Origin of the sequence: Thermus parvatiensis (assembly GCF_001535545.1) — a bacterium.
Lineage (GTDB): Bacteria > Deinococcota > Deinococci > Deinococcales > Thermaceae > Thermus > Thermus parvatiensis.
The window spans coordinates 364,614-386,825 of record NZ_CP014141.1; the positions used below are offsets into that span (position 1 = coordinate 364,614).

Consider the following 22,212-nt stretch of genomic DNA (forward strand, 5'->3'; position numbering starts at 1 on the left):
CTAACGAAAGCCTGTTCCCGCGCTTTCAAGCCGCCCCGCTCTGGCCGGCAGCGCACCCCCCGTTAGGGGGGTGCTTTTTTTCCCGCCGAGGCCTGGCCTCGGCGGGGCCTTTTTTTAGAGGCCGCGCACGTTGAGGAAGGGCTCGGGGTGGGGGTGGCCGGAGGTGTTGTTCCAGCCCGCGGTGCTTTCGGCGTTTTGCAGGAGGGCTGGGTCCTCTTGGGCGTTCGGGGCGTCAACCCCTATAGTGAAGCCCATGGACTTCCTCGAGGCCCTTTCCCGGCCGCCCCTCGTTCTCGGCGTGGATCCGAGGCCGATGCTCCACGGCCCCGAGCCCTTGGCCCATATCCGCCGCTACACCTTCGTGCTCCTCGAGGCCCTGGCCCCACGCCTCGCGGCGGCGAAGTTCCAGCTGGCGTTTTTTGAGGCCCTGGGCCCCGAGGGGATGGCGCTTCTTTGGGAGCTTGCCAGCGCCTCCCGGGTCATGGGGCTTCCGGTGATCTTTGACGGGAAGCGGGGGGACATCGGCTCCACCGCCGAGGCCTACGCCCGGGCCTACCTGGAGGCTTTCCCGGGAAGCGCCCTCACCGTGAACCCGTACCTGGGCCTGGACGCCCTGAAGCCCTTCTTCCAGGCCGCTTCCCGCACAGGGGGCGGGGTCTTCGTCCTGGCGAAGACCTCTAACCCCGGCTCCGGCTTTATTCAAGACCTCCCCGTGGAGGGAAGGCCCCTCTACCTTTACCTGGCCGAGGCTCTTGAACGGGAGGGGGAGGGGTACCGGGAGGGTACCTGGAGCCGGGTGGGGATGGTGGTGGGGGCCACCTACCCGGAGGCCGTGGCCAGGGTGCGGGAAAGGGCGCCCCACGCCCCCCTCCTCCTCCCCGGCGTGGGGGCCCAAGGGGGTAAGCCCCTCAAAGGGGAGGGGCTTCTTCTTGCGGCGAGCCGGGCCCTCTACTACCCCGGGGGAAGGCCGGACCTAAAGGCTGCCCTGGAGGCGGCGGAGGCCCTCTTGAAGGCTCTGGTAGAGTAGGGGGGATGGACGTCCTGGAGCTTTACCGGAGGACGGGGGCGCTTCTAGAGGGCCACTTCCTCCTGCGTTCGGGGATGCACTCCCCCCTCTTTTTGCAGTCGGCGGCCCTCCTCCAGCATCCCCTTTACGCCGAGGCCGTGGGGGAGGCTTTGGGCAAGCTCTTTGAGGACGAGAAGGTGGACTTCGTCATCGCCCCGGCCATCGGGGGCGTGGTCCTTTCCTTCGTGGTGGCGAAGGCCCTCGGGGCCCGGGCCCTCTTCGCCGAGAAGGACGGGAAGGGGGGGATGCTGATCCGCAAGGGGCTCACCGTGAACCCGGGCGACCGCTTTCTGGCGGTGGAGGACGTGGTGACCACGGGGGAGAGTGTCCGCAAGGCGATCCGGGCGGCGGAGGCCCGGGGCGGGGTGTTGGTGGGCGTGGGGGCCATCGTGGACCGGAGCGGGGGCCGGGCCTCCTTCGGCGTGCCCTTCCGGGCCCTCCTTGCCTTGGAGGTTCCCCAGTACGCTCCGGAGGCCTGCCCCCTTTGCCGGGAGGAAGTTCCCCTGGAGGAGGTCTAGGGTGCGCTTCCTCGCTGCTCTTCTTCTTGGCCTTTTCTCCCTGGCCCTCGCGGCTCCGGAGGAGGCCGCAAGGGAGGCCGTGGCCCGTTGGCTTAAGGGAGAGCTCTCCCCGAGCCTCGAGGAGGTCCTTAGGGCCCCCCCGGAGGAGGCCCCGAGGATCTTTGAGCGCTTTGCCCTCTTCCCCCCGCCCCCGAGGGGCTCACCGTCAACCTGGAAAGCCCCGAGGTGGAGGGGAACCGGGTCTCCTTCCCGGCCGCCCTCGGGGAGGAGGTGGGGGAGGTGGTGGTGGTCCTGGAAGGGGGGGAGGCCAGGCGGGTCTACTTCCGCCCCGAGGGGCTCGGGGTGCCCGCCTACCTCCTCACGCCCCTCGCGGGCTTTGGGTTTTTCCTCCTCTCCCTCTTTTGGGTCTTCCTCCTCCTCAGGCCCTCCCCCTTCCGGGCCTGGCTTCTTGAGGCCTTTGCCCTGGTTCGGTCCCAGAGGGGCCTTTACCTCTTCACCAACCTCTTCCTCTACGGCCTCTTCGCCCTGGGGAGCCTTCTCGCCTACGCCATGCCCGGGCTCGCCCGGGCGGTGCAGGTCCTCTTCGGGGGCGCCTTGGAGGCCATCGGCCTCCAGGAGGCGGTGGGGAAGGGCGTTTTGGTCCTCGCTGGGGTCATCTTTCACTGGAATTTCAGCCAGGGGCTTTTCCTCACAGGGCTCCTTCCCGCCTTGCTCTTGGGGGTTCCTGTGCTCCTCCTCAATGCCCTCCGCTACTTCGCCTTCGGCTTCGCCCTCTCCCCGGCCCTTCTGGGAAGCGCCTTCCTCTTCCACCTGCCCACCCTTCTTTTGGAGCTTCAGGCCTACATCCTCGTCACCTTCGGCGGGCTCGTCCTCCTCGCCCGGGTGGCCGGGGGCAAGGGTACCGGGAGGGGCTTAAGGGACTTCTCCTGGCCTTTTACTTGGGGGCCCTCTTCCTCCTCGCCGCCGCCTGGTACGAGGCCTGGGAGGTGGTCTTCCTCCTATGAGGGTGGCGGTCCTGGGGGCGGGGGCCTGGGGGACGGCCTTGGCCGTCCTCCTCGCCAGCAAAGGGGTGCCCACCCGGCTTTGGGCCCGGCGGAAGGCGCAGGCGGAGGCCTTGAAAGCCATGCGGGAGAACCGGGACTACCTCCCGGGGGTGGCCCTTCCCGCCTACCTCTACCCCACCCATGACCCCGAGGAGGCCCTGGAGGGGGCGGAGCTTGCGGTGGTGGCGGTACCCTCCAAGGCCCTCCGGGAGACCTTGGCTGGCCTTCCTTTGGCCCCCTGGTACGTTTCCGCCACCAAGGGCCTCTTTTACGGGGAGGAGGGGGTCCGGACGCCCGCGGAGGTGGTGGAGGCCCTGACCCAAAGGCCCGTGGTGGCCCTTTCCGGGCCCAACCACGCCGAAGAGGTGGCCCGCTTCCTCCCCACGGCGAGCGTGGCTGCCGGGCCGGAGGACCTCGCCCGGCGGGTCCAGGCCCTCTTTTCCGGGCCTACCTTCCGGGTCTACACCAGCCGGGACCGGCGGGGGGTGGAGCTCGGGGGGGCGGTGAAGAACGTCTTGGCCCTGGCGGCGGGCATGGTGGACGGCCTTAGGCTGGGGGACAACGCCAAAGCTGCCCTCCTCACCCGGGGCCTTAGGGAGATGGTCCGCTTCGGCACCGCGCTTGGAGGAGAGGAGGCCACCTTCTATGGGCTTGCGGGCCTCGGGGACCTCCTGGCCACGGCCTACAGCCTCCACTCCCGCAACCGCATGGCGGGGGAGAGCCTGGTGCGGGGGGTGGACCGGGAGGCCCTCGAGGCCCGGGGGGTGGTGGAGGGGCTTTACGCGGTGAAGGCCATGGTGGCCTGGGGAAAAGCGCAGGGGGTGGAGCTCCCCGTGGCCGAGGCGGTCCACCGAGTGGCCCACGAGGGCCTGGACCCCCTGGCGGCCCTAAAGGCCCTCATGGCCCGGGAGCCCAAGGAGGAGTGAGGCCACCCCATGCCGGCTTGCGCCGGCATGGGGGCCCCGGCAAAGGGTTTTCAAGGGGCTTCCTCGGACCAGCCGGGCGAAGGAAGCGAAAGGGGAGGGGGTCCGGAGGTAGCATGGAGAAAATGCTCGCCCGAAAGCCCCTTTCCCTGGAGCGCTACCTGGAGGAGGAGGCGGAAAGCCCCGTGAAGCGGGAGTTCTACCGGGGCTTTCCCTACGCCATGGCCGGGGCCAGTGCCCTCCACAACCGCGTGGCCCTGAACATCGCCGCCCGCTTCCTGGAGGCGGCCAGGCCCCGGGGGTGCCGGGTCTACATGAGCGACATGAAGCTCCGCATCCGGGACGAGGCGGTCTACTACCCGGACGTGATGGTGGTCTGTGGGGAAGGCCCGCCCCACCCGTACTACGAGGAAGCCCCCTGTGCCGTGGTGGAGGTCCTCTCCCCCGCCACCGAGGCCTTGGACCGCAGGGAGAAACGGGCCATGTACCTGAGTCTGGATAGCCTCCAGGTCTACCTCCTGGTGGACCCGGAGAGGCGCCGCTTTACCGCCTACCGCCTCACCCCGGAGGGGGTTGTGGAGGAGGAGGGCGAGGAGGTGTACGTGCCCTGCCTGGACCTCCGCCTCTCCCTCGAGGACGCCTTCCGGCTTTAAAAGAACTCGGCGAGGAAGCCCAAAAGCGCGGTGCGGAAGGCCTTGGGGTTTTCCAGGTTGGCGAGGTGGCCCGTCTCCGGGAGGATGAGCATGCGGGCGTCGGGGAGGGCCTTCCACATGCGCCTGGCCTCCTCCGGGGGGGTGAGGGTGTCCTCCTCCCCCACGAGGACCAGGGCGGGCACCTGCATCCGGGAAAGGAGGGGGGTGGAGTCGGGCCTTTCCGCGAGGGCCACGAGGGTTTCCGCCACGGCCTCGGGGCTCGCCTCTAGAATGATCGCCCTGGCCTTCTCCACCACCTCGGGTTTGGTGGCCTGGGTCGTCCGGCCCAGGTGGCTTGGGAGGAGGGCTTCGGGCAGAAAGCCCACCCCATCCTTCAGGACCCGCTCTCTTAGGGCGTAGCGGTTCCGCTTGGTCTCCTCGCTGTCGGGCCCCGCGCGGGTGCTGGAGAGGACCGTGCCCAGGAAGCGCTCCGGGGCTTTCCGGAAGAGCTCAAAGACGAGGTACCCTCCCATGGAGAGCCCCACGAAGACCGCCTGCTCCAGCCCCGCCTCGTCCATCTCCCCTAGCACCTTCTCGGCGGCCTTCCCCAGGGAAAGGCCCAGGTAGTGGGGGGCGAGGACGGGGAGACGGGTCTTGAGGAGGGCCACCTCGCCCTCCCACATCCTGGGGCTGTAGGGGAAGGCGTGCAGAAAGACCACACCCCTCATGCTTCCTCCACCACGGGTTCGCCTTTGAGGCCCAAGGCCTCGAGGCGGGCGATGAGGGCGGGGTCCTCCACGATGACCACGTTCTCCCGCCCCAGGGTCTTGGCCCGGATCCTGCCCTCCTTGGCCGCTTCTTTCCAGGCCTCCATGAGGTCGGGGTGCTGCACCAGGAGGGGCGTCACCTTGTGGGCCGGGTAGCGCTTCACCTTAGGGCCTCCTCCAGGGCGTGCCAGGCCAGGGTGGCGCACTTGACCCGCGCCGGGAGCTTGGCCACCCCTTGGAGGGCGAGGAGGTCGCCCAGGGCGGGGTCCGGAGGAGCGCCTTCCACCACCATGGCCTGGAACCTGCGGGAAAGCTCCAGGGCCTCCGCCACCTTTTTGCCCTTCACCGCCTCGGTCATGAGGGAGGCGCTCGCCGTGCTGATGGCGCACCCTTGGCCTTGGAAGCGGATGTCGGCGATGGTGTCCCCTTCTAGGAGCACCATCACCTCCACCTGGTCCCCGCAGGAGGGGTTCATCCCCCCGGCCTGCTTGGTGGCCTGGGGCAGGACCCCGAAGTTCCTGGGGCTCTGGTAGTGGTCCAGGAGGATCTCCCGGTAAAGCTCGTCAAGGACGCTCATTGGTCCATTATAGCCAGGCCCGGTACTTGGCCTCTATCCTTAGAAGGGCTTCCACGAAGCGGTCCACCTCTTCCTTCGTGTTGTAGAGGTAGAAGCTCGCCCGGGCCGTGGCCGCAAGGCCGAGCTTCCGGTGGAGGGGCTGGGCGCAGTGGTGGCCCGCCCTCACGGCGATCCCCTCCTGGTCCAGGAAGGTGGCGAGGTCGTGGGCGTGGAGGCGGCCTAGGGTGAAGGGGATGACCCCGCCCCGGTCATCGCCCCTAGGCCCGTAGACCCGGAGGTGCGGCACCTCCTCCAGGCGCTTTAGGGCGTACTCCAGGAGGGCCCGGTCGTGGGCGAAGACCTTTTCCATCCCCACCTCCATGAGGTAGCAGGCCGCCTCTCCCAGGGCGATGGCCTCGGCGATGGGGGGGGTGCCCGCCTCGAAGCGCTGGGGCGGGGGGGCGTAGGTGGAGCGGTCCACGTGGACCTCACGGATCATCTCCCCGCCCCCCAAAAAGGGCATCATCCCTTCCAGAACCTCGTACCTTCCCCAAAGCACCCCGGCCCCTGTGGGCCCCAACATCTTGTGGCCAGAGAGGGCAAAGAAGTCGGCCCCCAGGGCCTTCACGTCCACGGGCAGGTGGGGGGCGGACTGGGCCCCGTCCACCACCACCAAGGCCCCCGCCTCCTTGGCTTTTCGGGCGATCTCCGCCACCGGGTTGATGGTCCCGAGGACGTTGGACATGTGCACCAGGGAGACCACCTTGGTCCTCTCGGTGAGGAGGCGGTCCAGGGCGGAGAGGTCCAGCCTGCCCTCCTCCGTGAGGGGGATGGCCTTCACCTTCGCCCCCTTGAGGCCCGCCACCAGGTGCCAGGGGACGAGGCCCGCATGGTGCTCCATCTCGGTGACCAGGACCTCGTCCCCTTCCTTAAGGTTTCTCAAGCCCCAGGCGTAGGCCACCAGGTTCATGGCCTCGGTAGTGTTGCGCACAAAGACGATCTCCTGGGGGTTTGCGTTCAGGAAGCGGGCAAGCCTTTTGCGGGCCTCCTCGTAGGCCTCGGTGGCCTCGGCGGAAAGCCGGTAGGCCCCCCGGTGGACGTTGGCGTTCAGGGTCTCGTAGAAGCGCTTCAGGGACTCAATGACGCGCCTTGGCTTTTGGCTCGTGGCGGCGGAGTCCAGATAGACGAGGTCGGGCCGCCCGGCGATCAGGGGGAAGTCCACCCTTAGGGTGCTTAGGTCCATGCCCTCAGTCTAGTCCAGGCGCACCCGCCTGAGGAGCATGGCGTTTAGGGCCACGATCACCGTGGAGAGGCTCATGAAAAGCGCCCCCACCGCCGGGGAGAGGACGATGCCCCAAGGGTAGGCCACCCCGGCGGCCAAGGGCAGGGCGATGGCGTTGTAGCCCGTGGCCCAGAAGAGGTTCTGCACCATCTTGGCGTAGGTGGCCCGGGCGAGGAGGAGGGCGCGGACCACGTCCAGGGGGTCGCTTTCCACCAGAACGAGGTCCGCCGACTCGATGGCCACGTTGGTCCCCGCCCCGATGGCGATGCCCAGGTCGGCCTCGAGGAGAGCGGGGGCGTCGTTAATGCCGTCGCCGACGAAGGCGGTGGGGCCTTGGGTCTTGAGCTCGCGTACGATCCGGGCTTTGTCCTGGGGTAGGACCCGGGCGTGGTACCGCTGAATTCCCAGCTCCTGGGCCACGGTTTTGGCCACGGCCTCGGCGTCCCCCGTGATCATCACGGGGGTGAGGCCCATGGCCTTCAGCCGTTGGACGGCTTCCTTGGCGGAGGGACGGATGCGGTCGGCCAAAGCGAAGTAGGCCAAAACCCGCTCCTCGTCCATGAGGGCAACGACGCTTTCCCCCCGGCCTTCGGCCTCCCGGAGGCCTCGCTTTAGGGCCTCGGACACCCTTAGCCCAAGCTCCTCCGCCCACTCGGGCCGGCCCACCCGGTAGCGTTTACCCTCGAGGGTGCCCTCCACGCCTTTGCCGGGGACTGCTTGGAAGTCCCGGACCTCAGGGCGGGGAAGCCCCCTGCCTTCCGCCGCTTCCACGATGGCCTGGGCCAAGGGGTGTTCCGAGAAAGCCTCGAGGGCCGCAGCTAGGGAAAGCACCTCTTCCTCGGAAAACTCCTCAGCGTATATTGCCCGAACGGCGAAGCGCCCCTCGGTGAGGGTCCCGGTCTTGTCGAAGGCCACGAAGCGGATCTCCCGGGCGCGTTCAAAGGCTTCCCGGTTCCGGACCAGGATGCCGTGCCGGGCAGCCAGGGCCGTGGCGTTCACCATGACCAGGGGGATGGCGAGGCCTAGGGCGTGGGGGCAGGCGATGACCACCACGGTTACTGCCAGGGAGAGGGCGAAGTTGAAGTCCTGTCCCAGGGCGAGCCAGACGAGGAAGGTGAGGGTGCCGAGGGTAAGGGCGATGTAGAAGAGCCACCCCGCAACCCGGTCTGCCAGGGCCTGGAAGCGGCTCCGGGAGGCTTGGGCTTCCTGTACCAGTCGCAGGATCTGGCTTAGGGTGGTGGCCTCCCCGGTGCGGGTGACCCGGACCTTGAGGGCGCCCTCCCCGTTCACCGCCCCGGCTATCACCTCGTCTCCCGGTTCTTTGGGCACGGGCCGGGACTCCCCGGTGAGGAAGGCCTCGTTCATCGTGGAAGCGCCCTCCACCACCACCCCGTCCGCCGGCACCTGCTCCCCGGGGCGGATAAGGATCAGGTCCCCCTCTTTGAGGGCGGAGACGGGTACGTCTTCTATGCGGTCGCCCACGATCCGGTGGGCGGTGGTGGGCATGAGCTTGGAGAGTTCCTCCAGGGCCCGGCTTGCTGCCTGCACCGAGGCCATCTCCAGCCAGTGCCCGAGGAGCATCACGTCAATGAGCGTGGCCAGCTCCCAGTAAAAGGGCATTCCCGGAAGGCCCAAGGAGACGGCCAGGCTGTAGCCGTAGGCCGCGGTGATCCCCAGGGCGATGAGGGTCATCATCCCGGGGGTGCGCGCCCGAAGCTCGCGAAGCGCCCCCTTTAGGAAGACCAGGCCGCCGTAGAAGTAGAGGATCGTCCCCAAGACGGGGTTCACCCAGGCGCTTCCCGGGAACTGGGCTGCCCGGTAGCCGAACCAATCTTGGAGCTGTTCGGAGAAGTAGAGGATGGGGAGGGTGAGGAGGAGGCTTACGAAAAAGCGGTCCCGAAACATCTCCGGGGTGTGCCCGGCGTGCTTGTCGTGGCCCGTGTGGGAAGCGTGTTCCCCGGAGGGGTGGGCGTGCTTGGGTTCGGAAGGAGAGGGGTGGTGATGGTGCTCGTGCGCGTGGTGGGTGCGATTGTCCTTCATCTGGGCACCTCCTTCTTAAGGAGATTTTACACCCCTCCCCCTGAGGGGAGGGGTGGAGGAAAAAGCGAGAATGGGTCTTTAGAGCCGGGAAAGGGCGCGGGAGAGCCTGGTCCGGGCCTCCTCGGCCACGGGGGCCAGGGCCCTTTGGGTGGCCTCGGGGAGAACCCGGAACATGGCCTCGGGGTCTTGTCTTGGATGAGGCCCGCATGCCGGTTCTGGACCTGGGAGGGAGGGGCGTGGGGAGGATGGCGGTGGGGATGCACTAGCCCACCTCCAGCACCCCCATCATGCCCCGGTCCTCGTGCTCCACGATGTGGCAGTGGAAGACGGTTTTCCCGGGCAGATCCTTTAGGGGAACCAGGAGGCGCACCACTTCCTGGGCCTTTAGGTTCACCACATCCTTAAGGGCGCGGTAAGGGAAGGCCTTGCCGTTCACGGAGAGGACCTGGAAGGGATGGGTGTGGAGGTGGAAGGGATGGTCCATGTCCCCTTGGTTTTCCAACTCCCAGACCTCGAGGTCGCCCACCCGCCCGCGGAAGTCCACCCGACGGTGGTCAAAGGTCTTGCCGTTGATGAAGAAGCGCCCGGCCATCATGTCCTCCGTGAAGGTGATGCGCCGGGTCACCCTGGCCTGGTTGGGGCTGAGGGCGGGCAGTTTGGCCAGGGCCTTGGGCAGGGGGAGGGGTTTGGGGCGGGGCGGGGCCACCAGGGTGAGGAGGGTTTGGGGCCTTTGGCTTGTTCCCATGGCCATTCCTCCGTGGCCCATGTGCTCCATCCCGCCCATCATGTGGACCCCTCGGTCGTAGGGAAGGGCGAGGAGGCGGAAAGCCCCTTCCTTCTGGAAGCGCACCAGGACCTCTGCCCGTTCCCCGGGGGCCAGGAGGAGTTCGGGGACCTCATAGGGTTCCTCCAGGAAGCCCCCGTCGCTGGCGATGAGGTAAAGGGGATGCCCTTCCAACTGGAGCCGGTAGTAGCGGGCGTTGCTGGCGTTCAGGAGGCGGAGGCGCAAGGTGGCCTTGCTGGCCCGCAAGGTGGGGCGGGAAGCCCCGTTGACCAGAAGAAGGTTGCCCTCCTTGCCGTTGATCCAGTCCATGGGGGTGTGGGCGGCGGGACGGCCCGATGCGAGCTCCAGGTCCTTGAGGACCAAAAGGTGCTCCTCGGCTTCCCGGAGTTCGGGAATCCCGTCCACGGGGCTTTCCACCACAATGGCCCCCGCTAGTCCGGCGAAGAGCTGGGGGGCCACCCGCCCGTGCAGGTGGGGGTGGTACCAGAAGGTGCCTGCCAGGTCCCGGGGAACGGTGAAGGCGTAGCTCCAGGTTTCCTTGGCCGGGATTTCCAGGAAGGGATCGTCCACCTTAGGGGGGATGGGAAGCCCGTGCCAGTGCAGGTTCGTGGACTCGGGAAGGAGGTTTTCCAGCTCGAGGCGCACGGCATCCCCAGGGCGTACCCTAAGGGTGGGCCCCGGAAAGCTACCCCCATAGGTCCAAAGCCGCGCCTCCCGCCCGGCTACGGTAACGGGGGTGGGGGCGGCCTTCAGCCGCACCTCCAGGAGCCCTTCCCGGCTTTTGAGCACCGGGGGCTCGGGAAAGGAGGCCTGCCCCCTGGCCAGGGGGGAGAGGAGGAGGCCTGCGGTGAGCTTAAGAAGGGTTCGGCGGTCGGTATTCATACCCTTAGAGGATAGGGGGGGTTTGTAAAAGAAGTATAAAGGTCCCTCCAGAACCCCCTAGAGTTTGGCCAAGGCTTTCTCCAGCCGGTTTCTCGCCTCCTCGGCTACGGGTTTGAGCGCCTCCTGGGTTTCTGTAGGAAGGACCCGGAACATCTCCCTGGGATCCTGCAAGAGGACCTCCACGCCCTCTGGCCCCTCCTTGAGCACCGCATTGCAGGGGAGGAGGAGGCCGATATCGGGCTCGGCCTCGAGGGCTTTGGCGGCCAGGCTGGGGTTGCAGGCCCCCAGGATCAGGTAGGGGGGCCTTTCCAGGCCCAGGCGGGCCTTTAGGGTGGCGGCCACGTCGATCTCCGTGAGGATGCCGAAACCTTCCTCCTTCAAGGCGGCTTCCAGGCGGGCACGGGCCTCGGCCAGGCTGGTCTTCAGGGTTTTCCTTAAGTCCGTCATGGTACCCTCCCTACCTAAAGTGTAGCGGAACCTGAGAGAAAAGGCCTTTCGTGAAAGTTGTATTGAGGAGTTTTGGGGGGTATAGGAAAGGCCCTGGGCCCCGCCCGGGGCAGCTGCCCCGGGCAAGGGCCCTACCGGGGTCACTCTCCCAGGAAGAAGCCATGCCAGGTGTGGACCCAGACCTCCCCCGTGTAGGCGTTCACGGAAAGCATGCCCTCCACCTCCTTGCGCCCGAAGTCAAAGGTGTAGTACCCGGGGAAAGCCCCGGCTTCCATCACCTGGGCACCCGGGAGGTAGCCTTTCAGGAAGGTCTCGGCCAGCTTTTTGGCCTCCTCCAAGGGGAAGCGGACGGGAGTCTGTACCGGGCCTCCCATCATGCTGTAACGGGTGTTCCACATCATGTTGGGGCCAGGTTCCGGGGAAACCACCCCGGTGTAGCGATCGGCGATGAGCTCAAAAAGCCCCTGCCCCTTCTCGTCCACCACCTGGGCGTAGTAGTTTTGGCTGAAGGCCATGAAGTCCTTAAGGCGTGCCCCCGGGTAGATGCGCTTGGCGTAGGCTTCCATCCGCGCTTTAGCTTCTTTCTGGGGGATGAGCCGGGCTTCCGGAGGGTAGACCGCCATCATGCCCATCATGCCGTAGCCCATCATCCCCGGGCCGTACTGCGGGCCGTAGCCCATCATCCCCGGACCAAAACCCCCCATCATGCCCTGGGTGAGGGCAAGGCCTAAAAGCGCAAGGGCCAGAACTCCTAGAGTTAAACCGTAGCGTTTCATGCTTCACCTCCCTTTTCCAGTTCCTTCCGCAACCTTCTGTAGGTTTCCTCGTCCAGCTCGCCCCTGGCGTACCGGAGGCGCAGGGCCTCCAGGGCCGCATCCCTTCTCGGCTCCCCGCTTCCCCGTTCCCAGGCCCGAAGGCCCAGGTACAGGAGAAGTCCCAAGAGGGCCAGCACCAGGAGCATGTTGAGAAGCCCGAAGAACCACCCGAAACCCATGCCGCCCCAACCCATCATGCCCACGATCCACCTCCATCTGTACCCTAGGCCGGTATTGTTAAGCTGGCATAAAGGGGTTTTACCGGCGCTTAACGTTTGGCCCTTAAGCTGATGGACATGCGAAGAGGGCTACTGGCGCTTGGTCTTGCTGTCCTGGGCCTGGTGGGGTTGGCCCTGGGAAGTGGGCTACTGGAGGAGGTTTCCCGAAGCCTTTACCGAACGGCCAACACCCTGTACGCTCTCCTGGTCCCCTGGGTGGATGGCCTGAGGCGGGAGGTGGGGGTCCCTTGGCTTTCCGCTTTCCTGCTTGGGGTCTTGGCGGCCTTTGCCCCCTGCCAGATCACCACTGGGGCCAGCGCCTTGGCCTATCTGGCTCCTTCCGCCCTCGAGGGAAGGGTCTGGCCCAGGTTTCTGGCCTTTCTCCTGGGGAAGGCCTTCACCTACCTGGTGCTCGCCGGGGTGGTTCTCTTCGTTTTGGGCGGGACCCTGGACAACCCCGGGGCCATCTTCCGCCCGGTGCGGCTGGCCCTTGGCCCCTTCATGGTCCTGGTGGGCTTGGGCCTCTTGGGGGTGGTGCGCTGGCCCCTGGCCTGGGGGGTGCCGGAGGGCGTGGGGGCCCGGGTGGGAACGTGGGGCGGGCTTCTTGGGCCCCTAGCCCTCGGGGGGGTTTACGGCCTGGCCTTCTGCCCCACCCTCTTCTGGCTTTTTTTCGGTCTTTTGCTTCCCCTGGCCCTAGCCTCGCCCCTGGGTTTCCTGCTCCCCGGTGTGTTTGCCCTGGGGACGGGCCTCCCCTTGGGTTTGCTGCTACTGCTCTTCGCCCGCCTGGGCCGGGGCCAAGCCCTCAAGGGAATGCGCCACGTGGGAAGCCATCTTCTAAGGGGTGCAGGGGCAGTCTTCGTGGCCCTGGGGATTTTGGACACGGTGCTTTACTGGAACCTCTAGCATGGGAGGCAAGGGCATGAAGAGGGGTCTAAGGGCCCGGTTTTTCGCGGCGCTTCTTCCCGCTCTTTCCCAGGGGCACGCCAGGGTAAGCGAGCCCTGGCGGAGGAAACTCCTGGGAGGCCTGGCGGGGAAGGTTTTGGAGATCGGCCCGGGAACGGGGGTCAACCTGGCCTACCTGCCGGATGGGGTCTACTGGATTGGCCTCGAGCCCAATCCCCACCTGCACCCCTGGTTGGAAACGGCCTTGCGGCAGAGGGGAGTCTTGGGCGAGGTGCTGCTGGGCCAGGCGGAGGAGATTCCCCTGCCGCAGGAAAGCGTGGATGCCGTGGTGGCCACCTTGGTCCTGTGCTCGGTGGAGGACCCCAGGCGGGCGTTGGCGGAGATCCTCAGGGTGTTGAAGCCCGAGGGGCGTTTCGTCTTTTTGGAACATGTGGCCGCTCCTCAAGGTACGCTTCGCGTGACCGGGGTTCCTGCCTTCGCCGGGCCCAGGATTTCCTCTGTTCCCCTTGGGCCCTTCTGGGGGATGGTTGCCATCCCAACCGGGAAACCCTGGCCCTTATCCGGGAGGCCGGGTTTGCCCGGGTGGAGGCAGCGTCCTTCGCTTTGCCCCTTCCCCTGGTGGCCCCCCATGTGGCCGGGGTGGCCTGGAAGGAATAGCCCTTAGCGCCCCCGCCAGAGGGTGCCCCTTCCGTCCACCCAGGCCAGCAGGCCCTCCTCCTGGGGATGGGCAGCCAGGGCCAACACCGCTCCCTGCCAGATCCTGCGCCACCCCGCTTCCGTTCGCTGCCAGAGGCCGAGCTTTCCTCCCAGGTACAGGGTGCCCGAAGGGGAGAGGACCAGGGGTCCCGGGGCGGGGTCAGGGGAGGGAATGGGGCGGAAGCTTTCGCCCCCATCCTCGCTCAGGAAGAGCCCCCTTTCCATAAGGGAAGCCCAGAGGCGGCCCTTTTGGTCCACCAGGAAGAAGGCCATCCCCGCTTTGGGCAGGCCCCGGGCGGGAAGCTTTGCCCAGGTCTGCCCGCCGTCCCGGCTGCGGAAGTAGCCGTAGGTGGCCTCGAGGGTGTAGTGGACCTCAGGCTTCCTGGGATCGATGGCATAGGCGTGGAGGTCCAGGGCGGGAAGGCCCTTGGGCCTTAGGTCGCGGAAGCGCTTGAGATCACGGCTTTCCGCAAGGATCCAGTGCCCGGCCGCGATAAGGCGTTCGCCTCCCCAGGCCAGGTTCATGGCGTCCCAGTCCCGCCGCCGCACCAGGTCCTGGGGGGTGCTGTTGTTCCAGGCAACGATGCCGTCATGGTGGCCCAGGAGCAGGGCTCCCGAGGGGTGCCACAAAAGGGCGTGAACGTCCCGCGTGGGCACCGGACCCAGGGGAGTTTGGGCCAGGGCGAGGCCGAGGAAGAGGGTAAAAAAGGTGAAAGGGCGCATGGCGTTCTACCGTGAGGCGAGGCGGAAGCCGGTAAGGCAGGTGGGGCTTTGGCTGAAGGTGGCCACGGGCCCTGTGGCCACCAGATTTCCAAAGCGGATCTCCAGAGTGTAGCGGCGGTTCCGGGGCAACCAAAGCTCAAAGAAGCCGTCCTTTCCTGTCTTGACCTGGGTCTTGAGCACCTCCTTTTCCCCCTCCAGCACCCGCACCAGAAATACCTCCTCCTGTAGCTCCCCGGTGCAGCTGGAAAAGTAGTGGACCTGGCAGGGGTGGGTGCGGCTGACATAGGGGGCCACCGCCAGGAGGAAGCGGTCCTTGAGGGCCACCTGGGCCTTGCGGCCGTCCGGGAACTCGAAGAAGAAGGCCTCAGGGGTCACGTAGCTCACCACCCTTTGCCCTTCTTCCCGCCACCGCTTGGCCAGGGCCAGGGCCTCTTCGGGCCCCAGGCCCTTGAGGGCCTCAGGGCTAGGGGCCTGGGCCAGTCCCAAGGCCAACGCCACGCCTAGGAACGCCAACGTCTTTCTCATGCCCTTTACCCTAGCCTTGGGATGTTAAGCCCTTGTAAAGGGGAAGGGTGAAGGTGAAACGACTTCCCTGGCCCACTTGGCTTTCCACAAAGATCCTCCCCCCCATGGCCTCCACCAGGCCCTTGGCGACGGTGAGCCCCACCCCGCTTCCCCCTTCCTTGCGGCTACGCGCCTTGTCCACCCGGTAGAAGCGCTCAAAGATGTGGGGCAGGTGCTCCTCGGGAATGCCGGGGCCGGTGTCCGCCACCTCAAAGGCCACGGCCTCCCCCTGGCGGAAGGCCCTAAGGCGCACCTCGCCGCCTTGCGGGGTGTGGCGGAGGGCGTTGGTGAGGAGGTTGGCCAGCACCTGGAGGACCCTTTCCTCGTCGGCCCACACCTGGGGAAGGGGGTCTTGGGCCTCCAGGGAAAGCGCCACCCCCTTGGCCTGGAAGGCGCTTTGGAAGCGGGCCAGGGCCTCCTCGAGGAGGCCCTTGGGGTCCAGGGGCCTGGGACGGATCTCCACCGCCTTCGCCTCCACCCGGGAGACCAAGGAAAGGTCCTCCACCAGGCGGCGCATGGCCTTCACCTCCCGCAGAATCCCCTCCGCGGCCTTCTCCTTGGAAAGGACCCCGTCCATAAGCCCCTCCGCGTACCCCTGGAGGGCGGCCAGGGGGGTTCTGAGCTCGTGGGCCACGGTGCCGATGAGCTCGGCCCGGGTTCGCTCCACCTTCTCCAAGGCCTCGGCCAGGCGGTTGAAGTGGAGGGCGAGCTCCCCGAGCTCGTCCCGCTCCAAGAGGGGAAGCCGGATTCCGTACTCCCCCTGGGCCATGCGCCGGCTCCCCTCGGCGAGAATCCTTGCGGTGCGGTAAAGGCGGAGGCTGGCGAAAAGGGCGGTGAGAAGGGCCCCCAAGGCGGAAAGGGGGAGGGCGGAGAGGAGGGCGGCGGTGAGGGTGGAGCGCAGGCCCTTTTCCAGGTCCTGCCTTAGGGCCTCGGCCATCATGCCCCCGCCCATCATGGCCAGGGCGTGGTACATGCGCTCCACGTGCCCCCGGTAGAAGGCGGGGGCGAAGGCCTCCGCCAGCAGCAGGAGGAGCACAAGGGCAAGGAGGGCCACCAGGAGGTGGCTTAGGAAGAGCTTAAGGAAGAGGCGCATCCAGGTCCTTGAAGCGGTAGCCCACGCCCCGCACCGTCTCCAGGAAGCGGGGGTTTTCCGGGTCGTCCCCGAGCTTTTTTCGGAGAGAGGCAATGTGCACGTCCACCACCCGGTCCACGCCCGGAAAGTCCGGTCCCCAGACCTTCTCCAAAAGCCTTTCCCGGCTGAAGACCATCCCCGGGTGCTGGGCGAGGGTCAAAAGGAGGTCAAACTCCAGCCGGGAAAGGGAGAGGGGTCTGCCCTCCAGGTAGGCCTGGCGGGCCTTGGGGAGGATGCGTAAGGGGCCGTAAACGAGCTCTTCCTTAAGCCCGGCTCGGCGCAACAGGGCCTTGACCCGGGCCACCACCTCCTTAGGGCTAAAGGGCTTGACCACGTAGTCGTCGGCCCCGAGCTCCAGGCCTAGGACGCGGTCCTCCTCCTCCCCCTTGGCGGTGAGGATGAGGAGGGGAAGCTCGGGGCGCTCCCTTCGCAGGATGCGGGCCACCTCGAGGCCCCCCACCTTGGGGAGCATCAGGTCCAGGATGACGAGATCGGCGGTGGGGAAGAGCTCCAGGGCTTTCTCCCCGTCCTCCGCCACGAGGACCTCAAACCCTGCCCCCTCGAGGTAGGCCCCGAGGACCTCGAGGAGGGCCGGGTCGTCGTCCACCAGGAGGACCTTCATGCCAGGTCCCGCTTCATCCGCTCAAAGGTTTCCTTGTCGATCTCCCCCCTGGCGTAGCGCTCCCTTAGCACCTCTAAGGCCCGGTCCCGCCGCTCAGGGGCTAAGGTCCTGACGATCCAGTAGACCAAGAGGCCTAGGAGGGCGAACCAAAGGAGGCTTAAGAGGGGCCCCCACCAGCCCAGGTACCCACCGTGGTCGCACCACCACATACCTTTCACCTCCTAGTTCCAGCTTAGCCTCGGCAGATTAAGCTACGGTAAAGCTCCTTGGCTGGAACCCTTTTAGCCTCAAGGAGTTGCTGAGCACGAAGAGGCTGGAGAGGGTCATGGCACCGGCCGCCAGCATGGGGTTCAGAAGAAGCCCCGTGAAGGGGTAAAGAGCCCCGGCCGCCACGGGGATGAGGAGGATGTTGTAGGCGTAGGCCCAGAAGAAGTTGAGGTAGATGGTCCGAAGGGTACGCCGTGCCAGAAGGATGGCGTCCACCAAGCTTTCCAGGCTCGGAGAAAGCAGGATGACATCCCCTGCCTCCACGGCGATGTCCGTGCCCGTGGCCAGGGCGATGCCCGCATCGGCCTGGGCCAAGGCGGCGGCGTCGTTGATGCCGTCCCCCACAAAGATCACCTTCCGCCCCTGGGCCTGGAGGTGCCGTATGGCCTCCACCTTACCCTCAGGGCGCACCCCGGCCAGCACCTCCTCTATGCCCAAGGCCTCGGCCACCCGTCGGGCTGGAACGGGGTGGTCTCCGGTGAGGAGGACGGGTTTGAGGCCCAGGGCCTTTAAAGCGGCCACCACCCTTCGCGCCTCGGGCTTGGGGGGGTCAAAGACCCCGAAGGCGGCCAAAAGCCTCTCCCCATCCGCCAGGTAAAGGGGAGTGTAGCCCTTTTCGGATAGCTCCCAGGCCTCCTTGGGAAGCGCCACCCCAAGCCTCTCCATCAGGGCTGGACCCCCCAGGTAAAGCTTCTTCCCCTCCACCACTCCCTCGATCCCCTCCCCGGGAAGAGCCCGCACCGCCTGGGCCTCGGGCAGGCTGAGATCCCTGGCTGCCTCCAGAACCGCCTTGGCGATGGGGTGTTCGCTTCCCCGCTCCAAGGCGGCGGCGAGGCGCAAGGCCTCCTCAGGGCTTAGGGCAAACCCCAGGCGTTCCGTGAGGGTGGGCTTCCCTTGGGTCAGGGTCCCGGTCTTGTCCAGGACCACGGTATCCGCCCGGGCGAGGCCTTCAATGGCCTGGCCCTTGCGGAAGAGGAGGCCGAGCTGGGCCGCCCGCCCCGTGGCCACGGCGATGGCCGCTGGGGTGGCGAGGCCCATGGCGCAAGGGCAGGCGATGAGGAGAACGGAAAGGAGGGCCACGAAGGCGTAGGAGAGGCCGGGGCCATAGAGAATCCAAAGGGTAAAGGTGATAAGGGCGATGATGAGCACGATGGGCACGAAGACGCTGGCGATGCGGTCCGCCACCTCCTGCACCCGGGGCTTGTAGGCCTGGGCTTCCTCCACCAGGCGGGCCATCTGGGCCAGGACCGTGGCCTCCCCCACCCGGCTTACCCGGATGAGGAGGGGACCTTCCCCGTTCACCGTACCCCCCACCACCTCATCCCCGGGCTTTTTGACCTTGGGAATGGGCTCCCCGGTGAGCATGGCCTCGTCCACGTGGCTAAAGCCCTCCACCACCACCCCGTCGGCGGGGATGCGCTCGCCGGGAAGGACCCGCACCAGGTCGCCAGGGATGAGGGCTTCGGCGGGGATCTCCTTTTCCTCCCCTTCCTGCACCACCCGGGCGGTCTTGGGCCTCAAGGCCAGGAGCTTGCGGATGGCCTCCGAGGCCTTCCCCTTGGCCTTTTCCTCCAGGTGCTTGCCCAAGAGGATCAGGGCCAGGATCACCGCTCCTGCTTCCAGATAAAGATGGCGGGCCTCCTCGGGGAACAGGGTGGGGAAGAGGAGGACCAAAAAGGAGTAAAGGTAGGCGCTTCCCGCCCCCAGGGCCACCAGGGTGCTCATGCCCAGGGAGCGGTGCCGGATCTCCGCCAGGGCCTGGCGGAAGAAGCGCCGGCCGGCGTAGAGGACGGGGAGGGCGGTGAGGACCTGGAAGAGAGGAGGAAGGTGGGGAAGGGGAAGAAGCATGGGCCCCATGGCTAGGAGAAGGGTGAGGAAGGCAAAGGGCAGGGCGATGAGGAGGTCCAAGGGATAAGCGGGGGCCCGTTTTTCCTCCTGGACCACCTCCAGGGGCTCGTACCCTGCATCCCGGATGGCCTGGCGCAGGCGGGGCAGGGTCACGGTGTCCGGGAGGTACTCCACGAAGGCCTTCTCCGTGGCCAGGTTCACGTGGGCGGAAAGCACCCCGGGTAGCTTCTTCAAGGCCCTTTCCACCCGGGCCACGCAGGCGGCGCAGGTCATCCCCTTCACGGGGATCTCCGCCCGGGCCACCACGGGTTCGTAACCTGCCTCCTCCACCTGCTTCAGGACCTCCTTGAGGTCTATGCCTTCCTGGAGGCGCAAAAAGGCTTCCTCGGTGGTGAGGTTAACCCGGGCTTCCTCCACGCCCGGGGCCCTCTTTAAGGCCCTTTCCACCCGCGCCACGCATGAGGCGCAGGTCATTCCCTTTACCCCTACTTTCACTTCCAATGCCATAGCTTCATACCCCCTAGCGGAAACCCCTTTGCTTTCCCCGGGCTGGTGTGCCCTTGGGCTTCTGCCCCGCCCTGGACCGGGTGGGATCAACGGTACTTGAGGGCCTCCATCAGTTCCTCCACGATTTCCTCCACGTCCCCCCGCTCGTGGGCGGTGGCCACGTGGTCCCGGAGGTGGGCCCTTAGGACCATCTCCCCCACCCGGTCCAGGGCACCCTCCACCGCCTTGAGTTGCTTCAGCACGTCCACGCAGTAGACTTGGGGATCCTCCAGCATGCGCAGGATGCCCTCGAGGTGGCCCTTGGCGGAGAGAAGGCGCCTTTTGGCTTCCTCGCGCACCTTGGGGTCCAGGTGGAGGGGGTGGCGGGGCACAGGGCCTCCTTAGCCCGCCAAGGCGGCCCGGTAGCCTTCCTCTTCCACGGCCCGGATCAAGGCCTCAGGGTCCGCCTTGCCCTCCACCAGGGCCTCGGCCCGTTCCAGGCTCACCTCGACCTTCTCCACCCCGGGTACCTTAAGAAGCGCCTTTTTCACCGACATCACGCAGTGGTTGCAGGTCATGCCTTCCACCTTCAGCTTCAGCATCCTTTCACCTCCTGTCCCACCCCAGGTGGGGTGGGGTACGCCTTTACCCTAACCCTTTTTTCCCTCGCGCGCAAGGGGCTCGCGCCCTCAGGGCGTTGGGCCCGTGAGGAGGCCTTTCCGCCAGGGCGGTGTCTCCGCTCGGCTAGCCCGAGGAAGCCCCTTGAGGACCCTTTACCGGGGCCGCAAGCCAGCATGGGGTGGCCTCAGGCCCAGCGTGCCTCTTTGACCCCGGACACCTTCTGCACCGCTTGGAGGATCCGCTCCTCCTCCCCGTCCTGGACCGCCAGGCGGAGCCGGATCCGGGCCAGGGGGCCCAAAACCCGCGTTTCGGAGCCGAGGGCGCTCTTGCCCGCTTCGGCCACCACCTGCATCACGTCCCGGAGGAGGCCGGCCCGGTCCTGGGCCAGGACCTCGAGGACCACCACCTTCCCTCCCACCCCTTCCCAGTAGGCCCCGATCACCCGGTCCGCCTCCGGCCCCTGGAGGAGGCGACGGAGGTTGGGGCAGTCGGCCCGGTGGACCGTGACCCCACGGCCCCGGGTCACGAACCCGAGGATGGGGTCGCCCTTCATGGGCTCGCAGCAGGAGGCGAGGCGGATGGGGGCCTGCAGGTCCTGCTCCAGCCGGATGCCCCACTCGTTGCGGGCCTGGGGCTTGGGCTTCTCCGGCTTGAGGAGGGCCTTGGGATAGAGCTTTTCCGCCACCTGCCGGGGGGTGAGGCGGTTCAGGGCCAGGGCCAGGTAGAGCTCCTCCGGGGAGGGGGGGAGGGAGAGGCGTTTGGCCGCCTCCTCCAGCTGGCTGTCCGTGGGCTTGGGCAGGCCCCGGCGCTTGAGGTACCGCTCCAGGAGGTGCTGGCCCTTTTCCAGGGTCTCCTGGCGCTCCTGGGCGCGGAAGTACTGGCGGATCTTGCTCTTGGCGCTCCGGGTCTTGGCGAACTCCAGCCAGCCCTTGGAGGGGTGGGCGTTCTTGCTGGTGAGGATCTCCACGATCTCCCCGTTTTGGAGCTCGTAGGAGAGGGGGACGATGCGGCCGTTGACCTTGGCCCCCACCATGTGGTGGCCCACCTCGGTGTGGATGTGGTAGGCGAAGTCCACGGGGGTCGCCCCCTTGGGCAGGTTGATGATGCGGCCCTTGGGGGTGAAGACGAAGACCCGGCCGCCGAGGAGGTCCTTGGTCACCGCCTCCACGAACTCCCGGGAGCTGGAGAACTCCTTCTGCCACTCCTGGATGCTCTTCAGCCAGGAGACCCGCCGCTTGACCTCCTCGGGGTCGGTGAGCCCCTCCTTGTAGAGCCAGTGGGCGGCGATGCCGTACTCGGCCACGCGGTGCATCTCCCGGGTGCGGATCTGCACCTCCAGGGGCAGGCCCTCGAGGGCGATCACCGTGGTGTGAAGGCTCTGGTAGCCGTTGGGCTTGGGCACGGCGATGTAGTCCTTGACCCGGCCGGGGATGGGCTGCCAGAGGGCGTGGACCAGGCCGAGGACGTGGTAGCAGACCTGCTTCTCCCTTAGGGCCTGGCTTTCCCGGGTGGGCGCGGGCTTGGGGTCAAGGATGACCCGGACCGCCAGGAGGTCGTAGATCTGCTCCAGGGTCTTCCCCTCCCGCTCCATCTTCTTCCAGATGGAGTAGAGGTGCTTGGGGCGCCCGGTCACCTCAAAGCCCTGGAGCTGGCTCTGGAGGAGCTCGTCCCGGGCCAGGGTTTCCTGGAGGAGGTGGATGGCCTTCTGGATGAGGCGCTCCCTGGCCTCCTGGGTGGCCTGGATCCGGGCGGACAGGCTGGCGAAGGCCTCGGGGTGGAGGTAGCGGAAGGAGAGGTCCTCCAGCTCCCACTTGAGCTGGCCCATCCCCAGGCGGTGGGCGAGGGGGGCGTAGATCTCCAGGGTTTCCTGGGCGATCCGCTTCTGCTTCTCGGGGGGCATGTGCTCCAGGGTGCGGAGGTTGTGCAGGCGGTCCGCCAGCTTGACAATAATGATGCGCACGTCCTCCGCCATGGCGATGAACATCTGGCGGAGGTCCTCCGCCCGCCTCTCCTCCCCCTCGAGGTTCGCCAGCTTGTAGAGCTTGCTGACCTTGGTCTCCCCCTCCACGATGCGGCGCACCGTGGGGCCGAAGCGGCGCTCCAGCTCCTCGGGCGCCACCCCGCAGTCCTCCAGGGTGTCGTGAAGGAGGCCCGCGGCCACCGTGTCGGCGTCCATCTGCAGGCCGGCCAGGATCTCGGCCACGGCCACAGGATGGGTGATGTAGGGCTCCCCACTTCGCCGTAGCTGCCCCCGGTGGGCCTCCTCGGCGAAGCGGTAGGCCTCCCGCACCTTGGCCCGTTCCTCGGGGGGGAGGTAGGCCAAGGCGGGTTCCAGGCGGTTCCAGAGGCCGAGATCCACGCCGACCACTTCTTTTAG

Annotated in this window: 25 protein-coding genes and 1 pseudogene; 7 read left to right on the forward strand and 19 right to left on the reverse strand. The window is 67.1% G+C overall.

Going from position 1 to position 22,212, the window contains the following annotated elements; genetic code table 11:
* Positions 1-114: 114 nt before the first annotated feature.
* Positions 115-255, reverse strand: a complete 141-nt coding sequence (locus AV541_RS11360; RefSeq protein WP_024118769.1) for a hypothetical protein — start codon at positions 253-255, stop codon at positions 115-117.
* Here AV541_RS11360 and pyrF point away from each other — a divergent pair.
* The 5 genes and pseudogenes from pyrF (at position 254) to AV541_RS02065 (ending at position 4,203) form a co-directional block, all read left to right on the forward strand.
* Positions 254-1,027 (forward strand): orotidine-5'-phosphate decarboxylase, encoded by a 774-nt coding sequence (pyrF, locus tag AV541_RS02045; protein WP_060384128.1) that lies wholly within the window; start codon positions 254-256, stop codon positions 1,025-1,027. The two genes, AV541_RS11360 and pyrF, sit on opposite strands and share 2 nt — an antisense overlap.
* Positions 1,028-1,032: 5 nt before the next feature.
* A complete protein-coding gene (gene pyrE, locus AV541_RS02050; protein WP_008633505.1) occupies positions 1,033-1,584 on the forward strand; it encodes an orotate phosphoribosyltransferase in 552 nt (183 codons plus the stop codon).
* Position 1,585: 1 nt separating this feature from the next.
* Positions 1,586-2,588 (forward strand): annotated as a pseudogene (locus AV541_RS02055) (hypothetical protein).
* Positions 2,585-3,553, forward strand: coding sequence for an NAD(P)H-dependent glycerol-3-phosphate dehydrogenase (locus AV541_RS02060; protein ID WP_060384129.1), 969 nt, complete (start codon positions 2,585-2,587; stop codon positions 3,551-3,553). Before AV541_RS02055 ends, AV541_RS02060 begins: the two are co-directional and overlap by 4 nt.
* A 113-nt stretch (positions 3,554-3,666) precedes the next feature.
* Positions 3,667-4,203, forward strand: a complete 537-nt coding sequence (locus AV541_RS02065; protein ID WP_060384130.1) for a Uma2 family endonuclease — start codon at positions 3,667-3,669, stop codon at positions 4,201-4,203.
* Here AV541_RS02065 and AV541_RS02070 read toward each other — a convergent pair.
* The 9 genes from AV541_RS02070 to AV541_RS02110 form a co-directional block, all read right to left on the reverse strand.
* Entirely contained in the window at positions 4,200-4,910 is a 711-nt protein-coding gene (locus AV541_RS02070; protein WP_060384131.1) for an alpha/beta fold hydrolase, read from the reverse strand. The two genes, AV541_RS02065 and AV541_RS02070, sit on opposite strands and share 4 nt — an antisense overlap.
* A complete protein-coding gene (locus tag AV541_RS02075) occupies positions 4,907-5,113 on the reverse strand; it encodes a hypothetical protein (protein ID WP_008633498.1) in 207 nt (68 codons plus the stop codon). Before AV541_RS02075 ends, AV541_RS02070 begins: the two co-directional genes overlap by 4 nt.
* Entirely contained in the window at positions 5,110-5,526 is a 417-nt protein-coding gene (sufU, locus tag AV541_RS02080) for a Fe-S cluster assembly sulfur transfer protein SufU (protein ID WP_060384132.1), read from the reverse strand. The genes AV541_RS02075 and sufU overlap by 4 nt, the downstream gene beginning before the upstream one ends.
* Positions 5,527-5,533: 7 nt before the next feature.
* On the reverse strand, positions 5,534-6,748 hold the full coding sequence (locus tag AV541_RS02085; RefSeq protein ID WP_014629029.1) for an aminotransferase class V-fold PLP-dependent enzyme: 1,215 nt from the start codon (positions 6,746-6,748) through the stop codon (positions 5,534-5,536).
* 9 nt (positions 6,749-6,757) lie between these two features.
* Positions 6,758-8,827, reverse strand: a complete 2,070-nt coding sequence (locus AV541_RS02090) for a heavy metal translocating P-type ATPase (RefSeq protein WP_019551554.1) — start codon at positions 8,825-8,827, stop codon at positions 6,758-6,760.
* A 262-nt stretch (positions 8,828-9,089) separates the two neighbouring features.
* Positions 9,090-10,493 (reverse strand): multicopper oxidase family protein, encoded by a 1,404-nt coding sequence (locus tag AV541_RS02095; RefSeq protein ID WP_060384133.1) that lies wholly within the window; start codon positions 10,491-10,493, stop codon positions 9,090-9,092.
* 57 nt (positions 10,494-10,550) lie between these two features.
* Entirely contained in the window at positions 10,551-10,940 is a 390-nt protein-coding gene (locus AV541_RS02100) for a DUF302 domain-containing protein (RefSeq protein ID WP_008633490.1), read from the reverse strand.
* Positions 10,941-11,080: 140 nt separating this feature from the next.
* Positions 11,081-11,716 carry a hypothetical protein gene (locus tag AV541_RS02105; protein WP_038035553.1) on the reverse strand — a complete coding sequence of 212 codons (636 nt, stop codon included), beginning with the start codon at positions 11,714-11,716 and terminating at the stop codon, positions 11,081-11,083.
* On the reverse strand, positions 11,713-11,952 hold the full coding sequence (locus AV541_RS02110; RefSeq protein ID WP_008633486.1) for an SHOCT domain-containing protein: 240 nt from the start codon (positions 11,950-11,952) through the stop codon (positions 11,713-11,715). The genes AV541_RS02105 and AV541_RS02110 overlap by 4 nt, the downstream gene beginning before the upstream one ends.
* A gap of 93 nt (positions 11,953-12,045) precedes the next feature.
* Between AV541_RS02110 and AV541_RS02115 the strand changes: the two genes are divergently transcribed.
* Complete coding sequence (locus AV541_RS02115) at positions 12,046-12,876, forward strand: urease accessory protein UreH domain-containing protein (protein ID WP_193776794.1); 831 nt, start codon at positions 12,046-12,048, stop codon at positions 12,874-12,876.
* Between the two features lie 16 nt (positions 12,877-12,892).
* Positions 12,893-13,540 carry a class I SAM-dependent methyltransferase gene (locus tag AV541_RS02120; RefSeq protein WP_008633480.1) on the forward strand — a complete coding sequence of 216 codons (648 nt, stop codon included), beginning with the start codon at positions 12,893-12,895 and terminating at the stop codon, positions 13,538-13,540.
* On the opposite strand, the gene AV541_RS02125 is transcribed toward AV541_RS02120, so the two are convergent.
* The 9 genes from AV541_RS02125 to AV541_RS02165 form a co-directional block, all read right to left on the reverse strand.
* Positions 13,537-14,295: a WD40/YVTN/BNR-like repeat-containing protein gene (locus tag AV541_RS02125; RefSeq protein ID WP_008633478.1), complete on the reverse strand. Its 759-nt coding sequence runs from the start codon at positions 14,293-14,295 to the stop codon at positions 13,537-13,539. The two genes, AV541_RS02120 and AV541_RS02125, sit on opposite strands and share 4 nt — an antisense overlap.
* Positions 14,296-14,301: 6 nt before the next feature.
* Positions 14,302-14,820: a CueP family metal-binding protein gene (locus AV541_RS02130; protein ID WP_008633476.1), complete on the reverse strand. Its 519-nt coding sequence runs from the start codon at positions 14,818-14,820 to the stop codon at positions 14,302-14,304.
* Positions 14,821-14,830: 10 nt separating this feature from the next.
* A complete protein-coding gene (locus tag AV541_RS02135) occupies positions 14,831-15,952 on the reverse strand; it encodes a sensor histidine kinase (protein ID WP_008633475.1) in 1,122 nt (373 codons plus the stop codon).
* Complete coding sequence (locus tag AV541_RS02140; protein ID WP_008633472.1) at positions 15,936-16,613, reverse strand: response regulator transcription factor; 678 nt, start codon at positions 16,611-16,613, stop codon at positions 15,936-15,938. The genes AV541_RS02135 and AV541_RS02140 overlap by 17 nt, the downstream gene beginning before the upstream one ends.
* Entirely contained in the window at positions 16,610-16,822 is a 213-nt protein-coding gene (locus AV541_RS02145) for an SHOCT domain-containing protein (protein WP_019551341.1), read from the reverse strand. Before AV541_RS02145 ends, AV541_RS02140 begins: the two co-directional genes overlap by 4 nt.
* Positions 16,823-16,859: 37 nt before the next feature.
* On the reverse strand, positions 16,860-19,235 hold the full coding sequence (locus AV541_RS02150) for a heavy metal translocating P-type ATPase (RefSeq protein WP_081481484.1): 2,376 nt from the start codon (positions 19,233-19,235) through the stop codon (positions 16,860-16,862).
* A gap of 86 nt (positions 19,236-19,321) precedes the next feature.
* Positions 19,322-19,606 (reverse strand): metal-sensitive transcriptional regulator, encoded by a 285-nt coding sequence (locus AV541_RS02155; RefSeq protein ID WP_008633466.1) that lies wholly within the window; start codon positions 19,604-19,606, stop codon positions 19,322-19,324.
* A 9-nt stretch (positions 19,607-19,615) separates the two neighbouring features.
* Entirely contained in the window at positions 19,616-19,816 is a 201-nt protein-coding gene (locus AV541_RS02160; RefSeq protein WP_008633461.1) for a CopZ family metallochaperone, read from the reverse strand.
* 203 nt (positions 19,817-20,019) lie between these two features.
* The gene (locus AV541_RS02165; RefSeq protein WP_008633459.1) at positions 20,020-22,203 is read right to left on the reverse strand and encodes a RelA/SpoT family protein; all 2,184 of its coding nucleotides are present in this window, start codon (positions 22,201-22,203) and stop codon (positions 20,020-20,022) included.
* Positions 22,204-22,212: the final 9 nt, after the last annotated feature.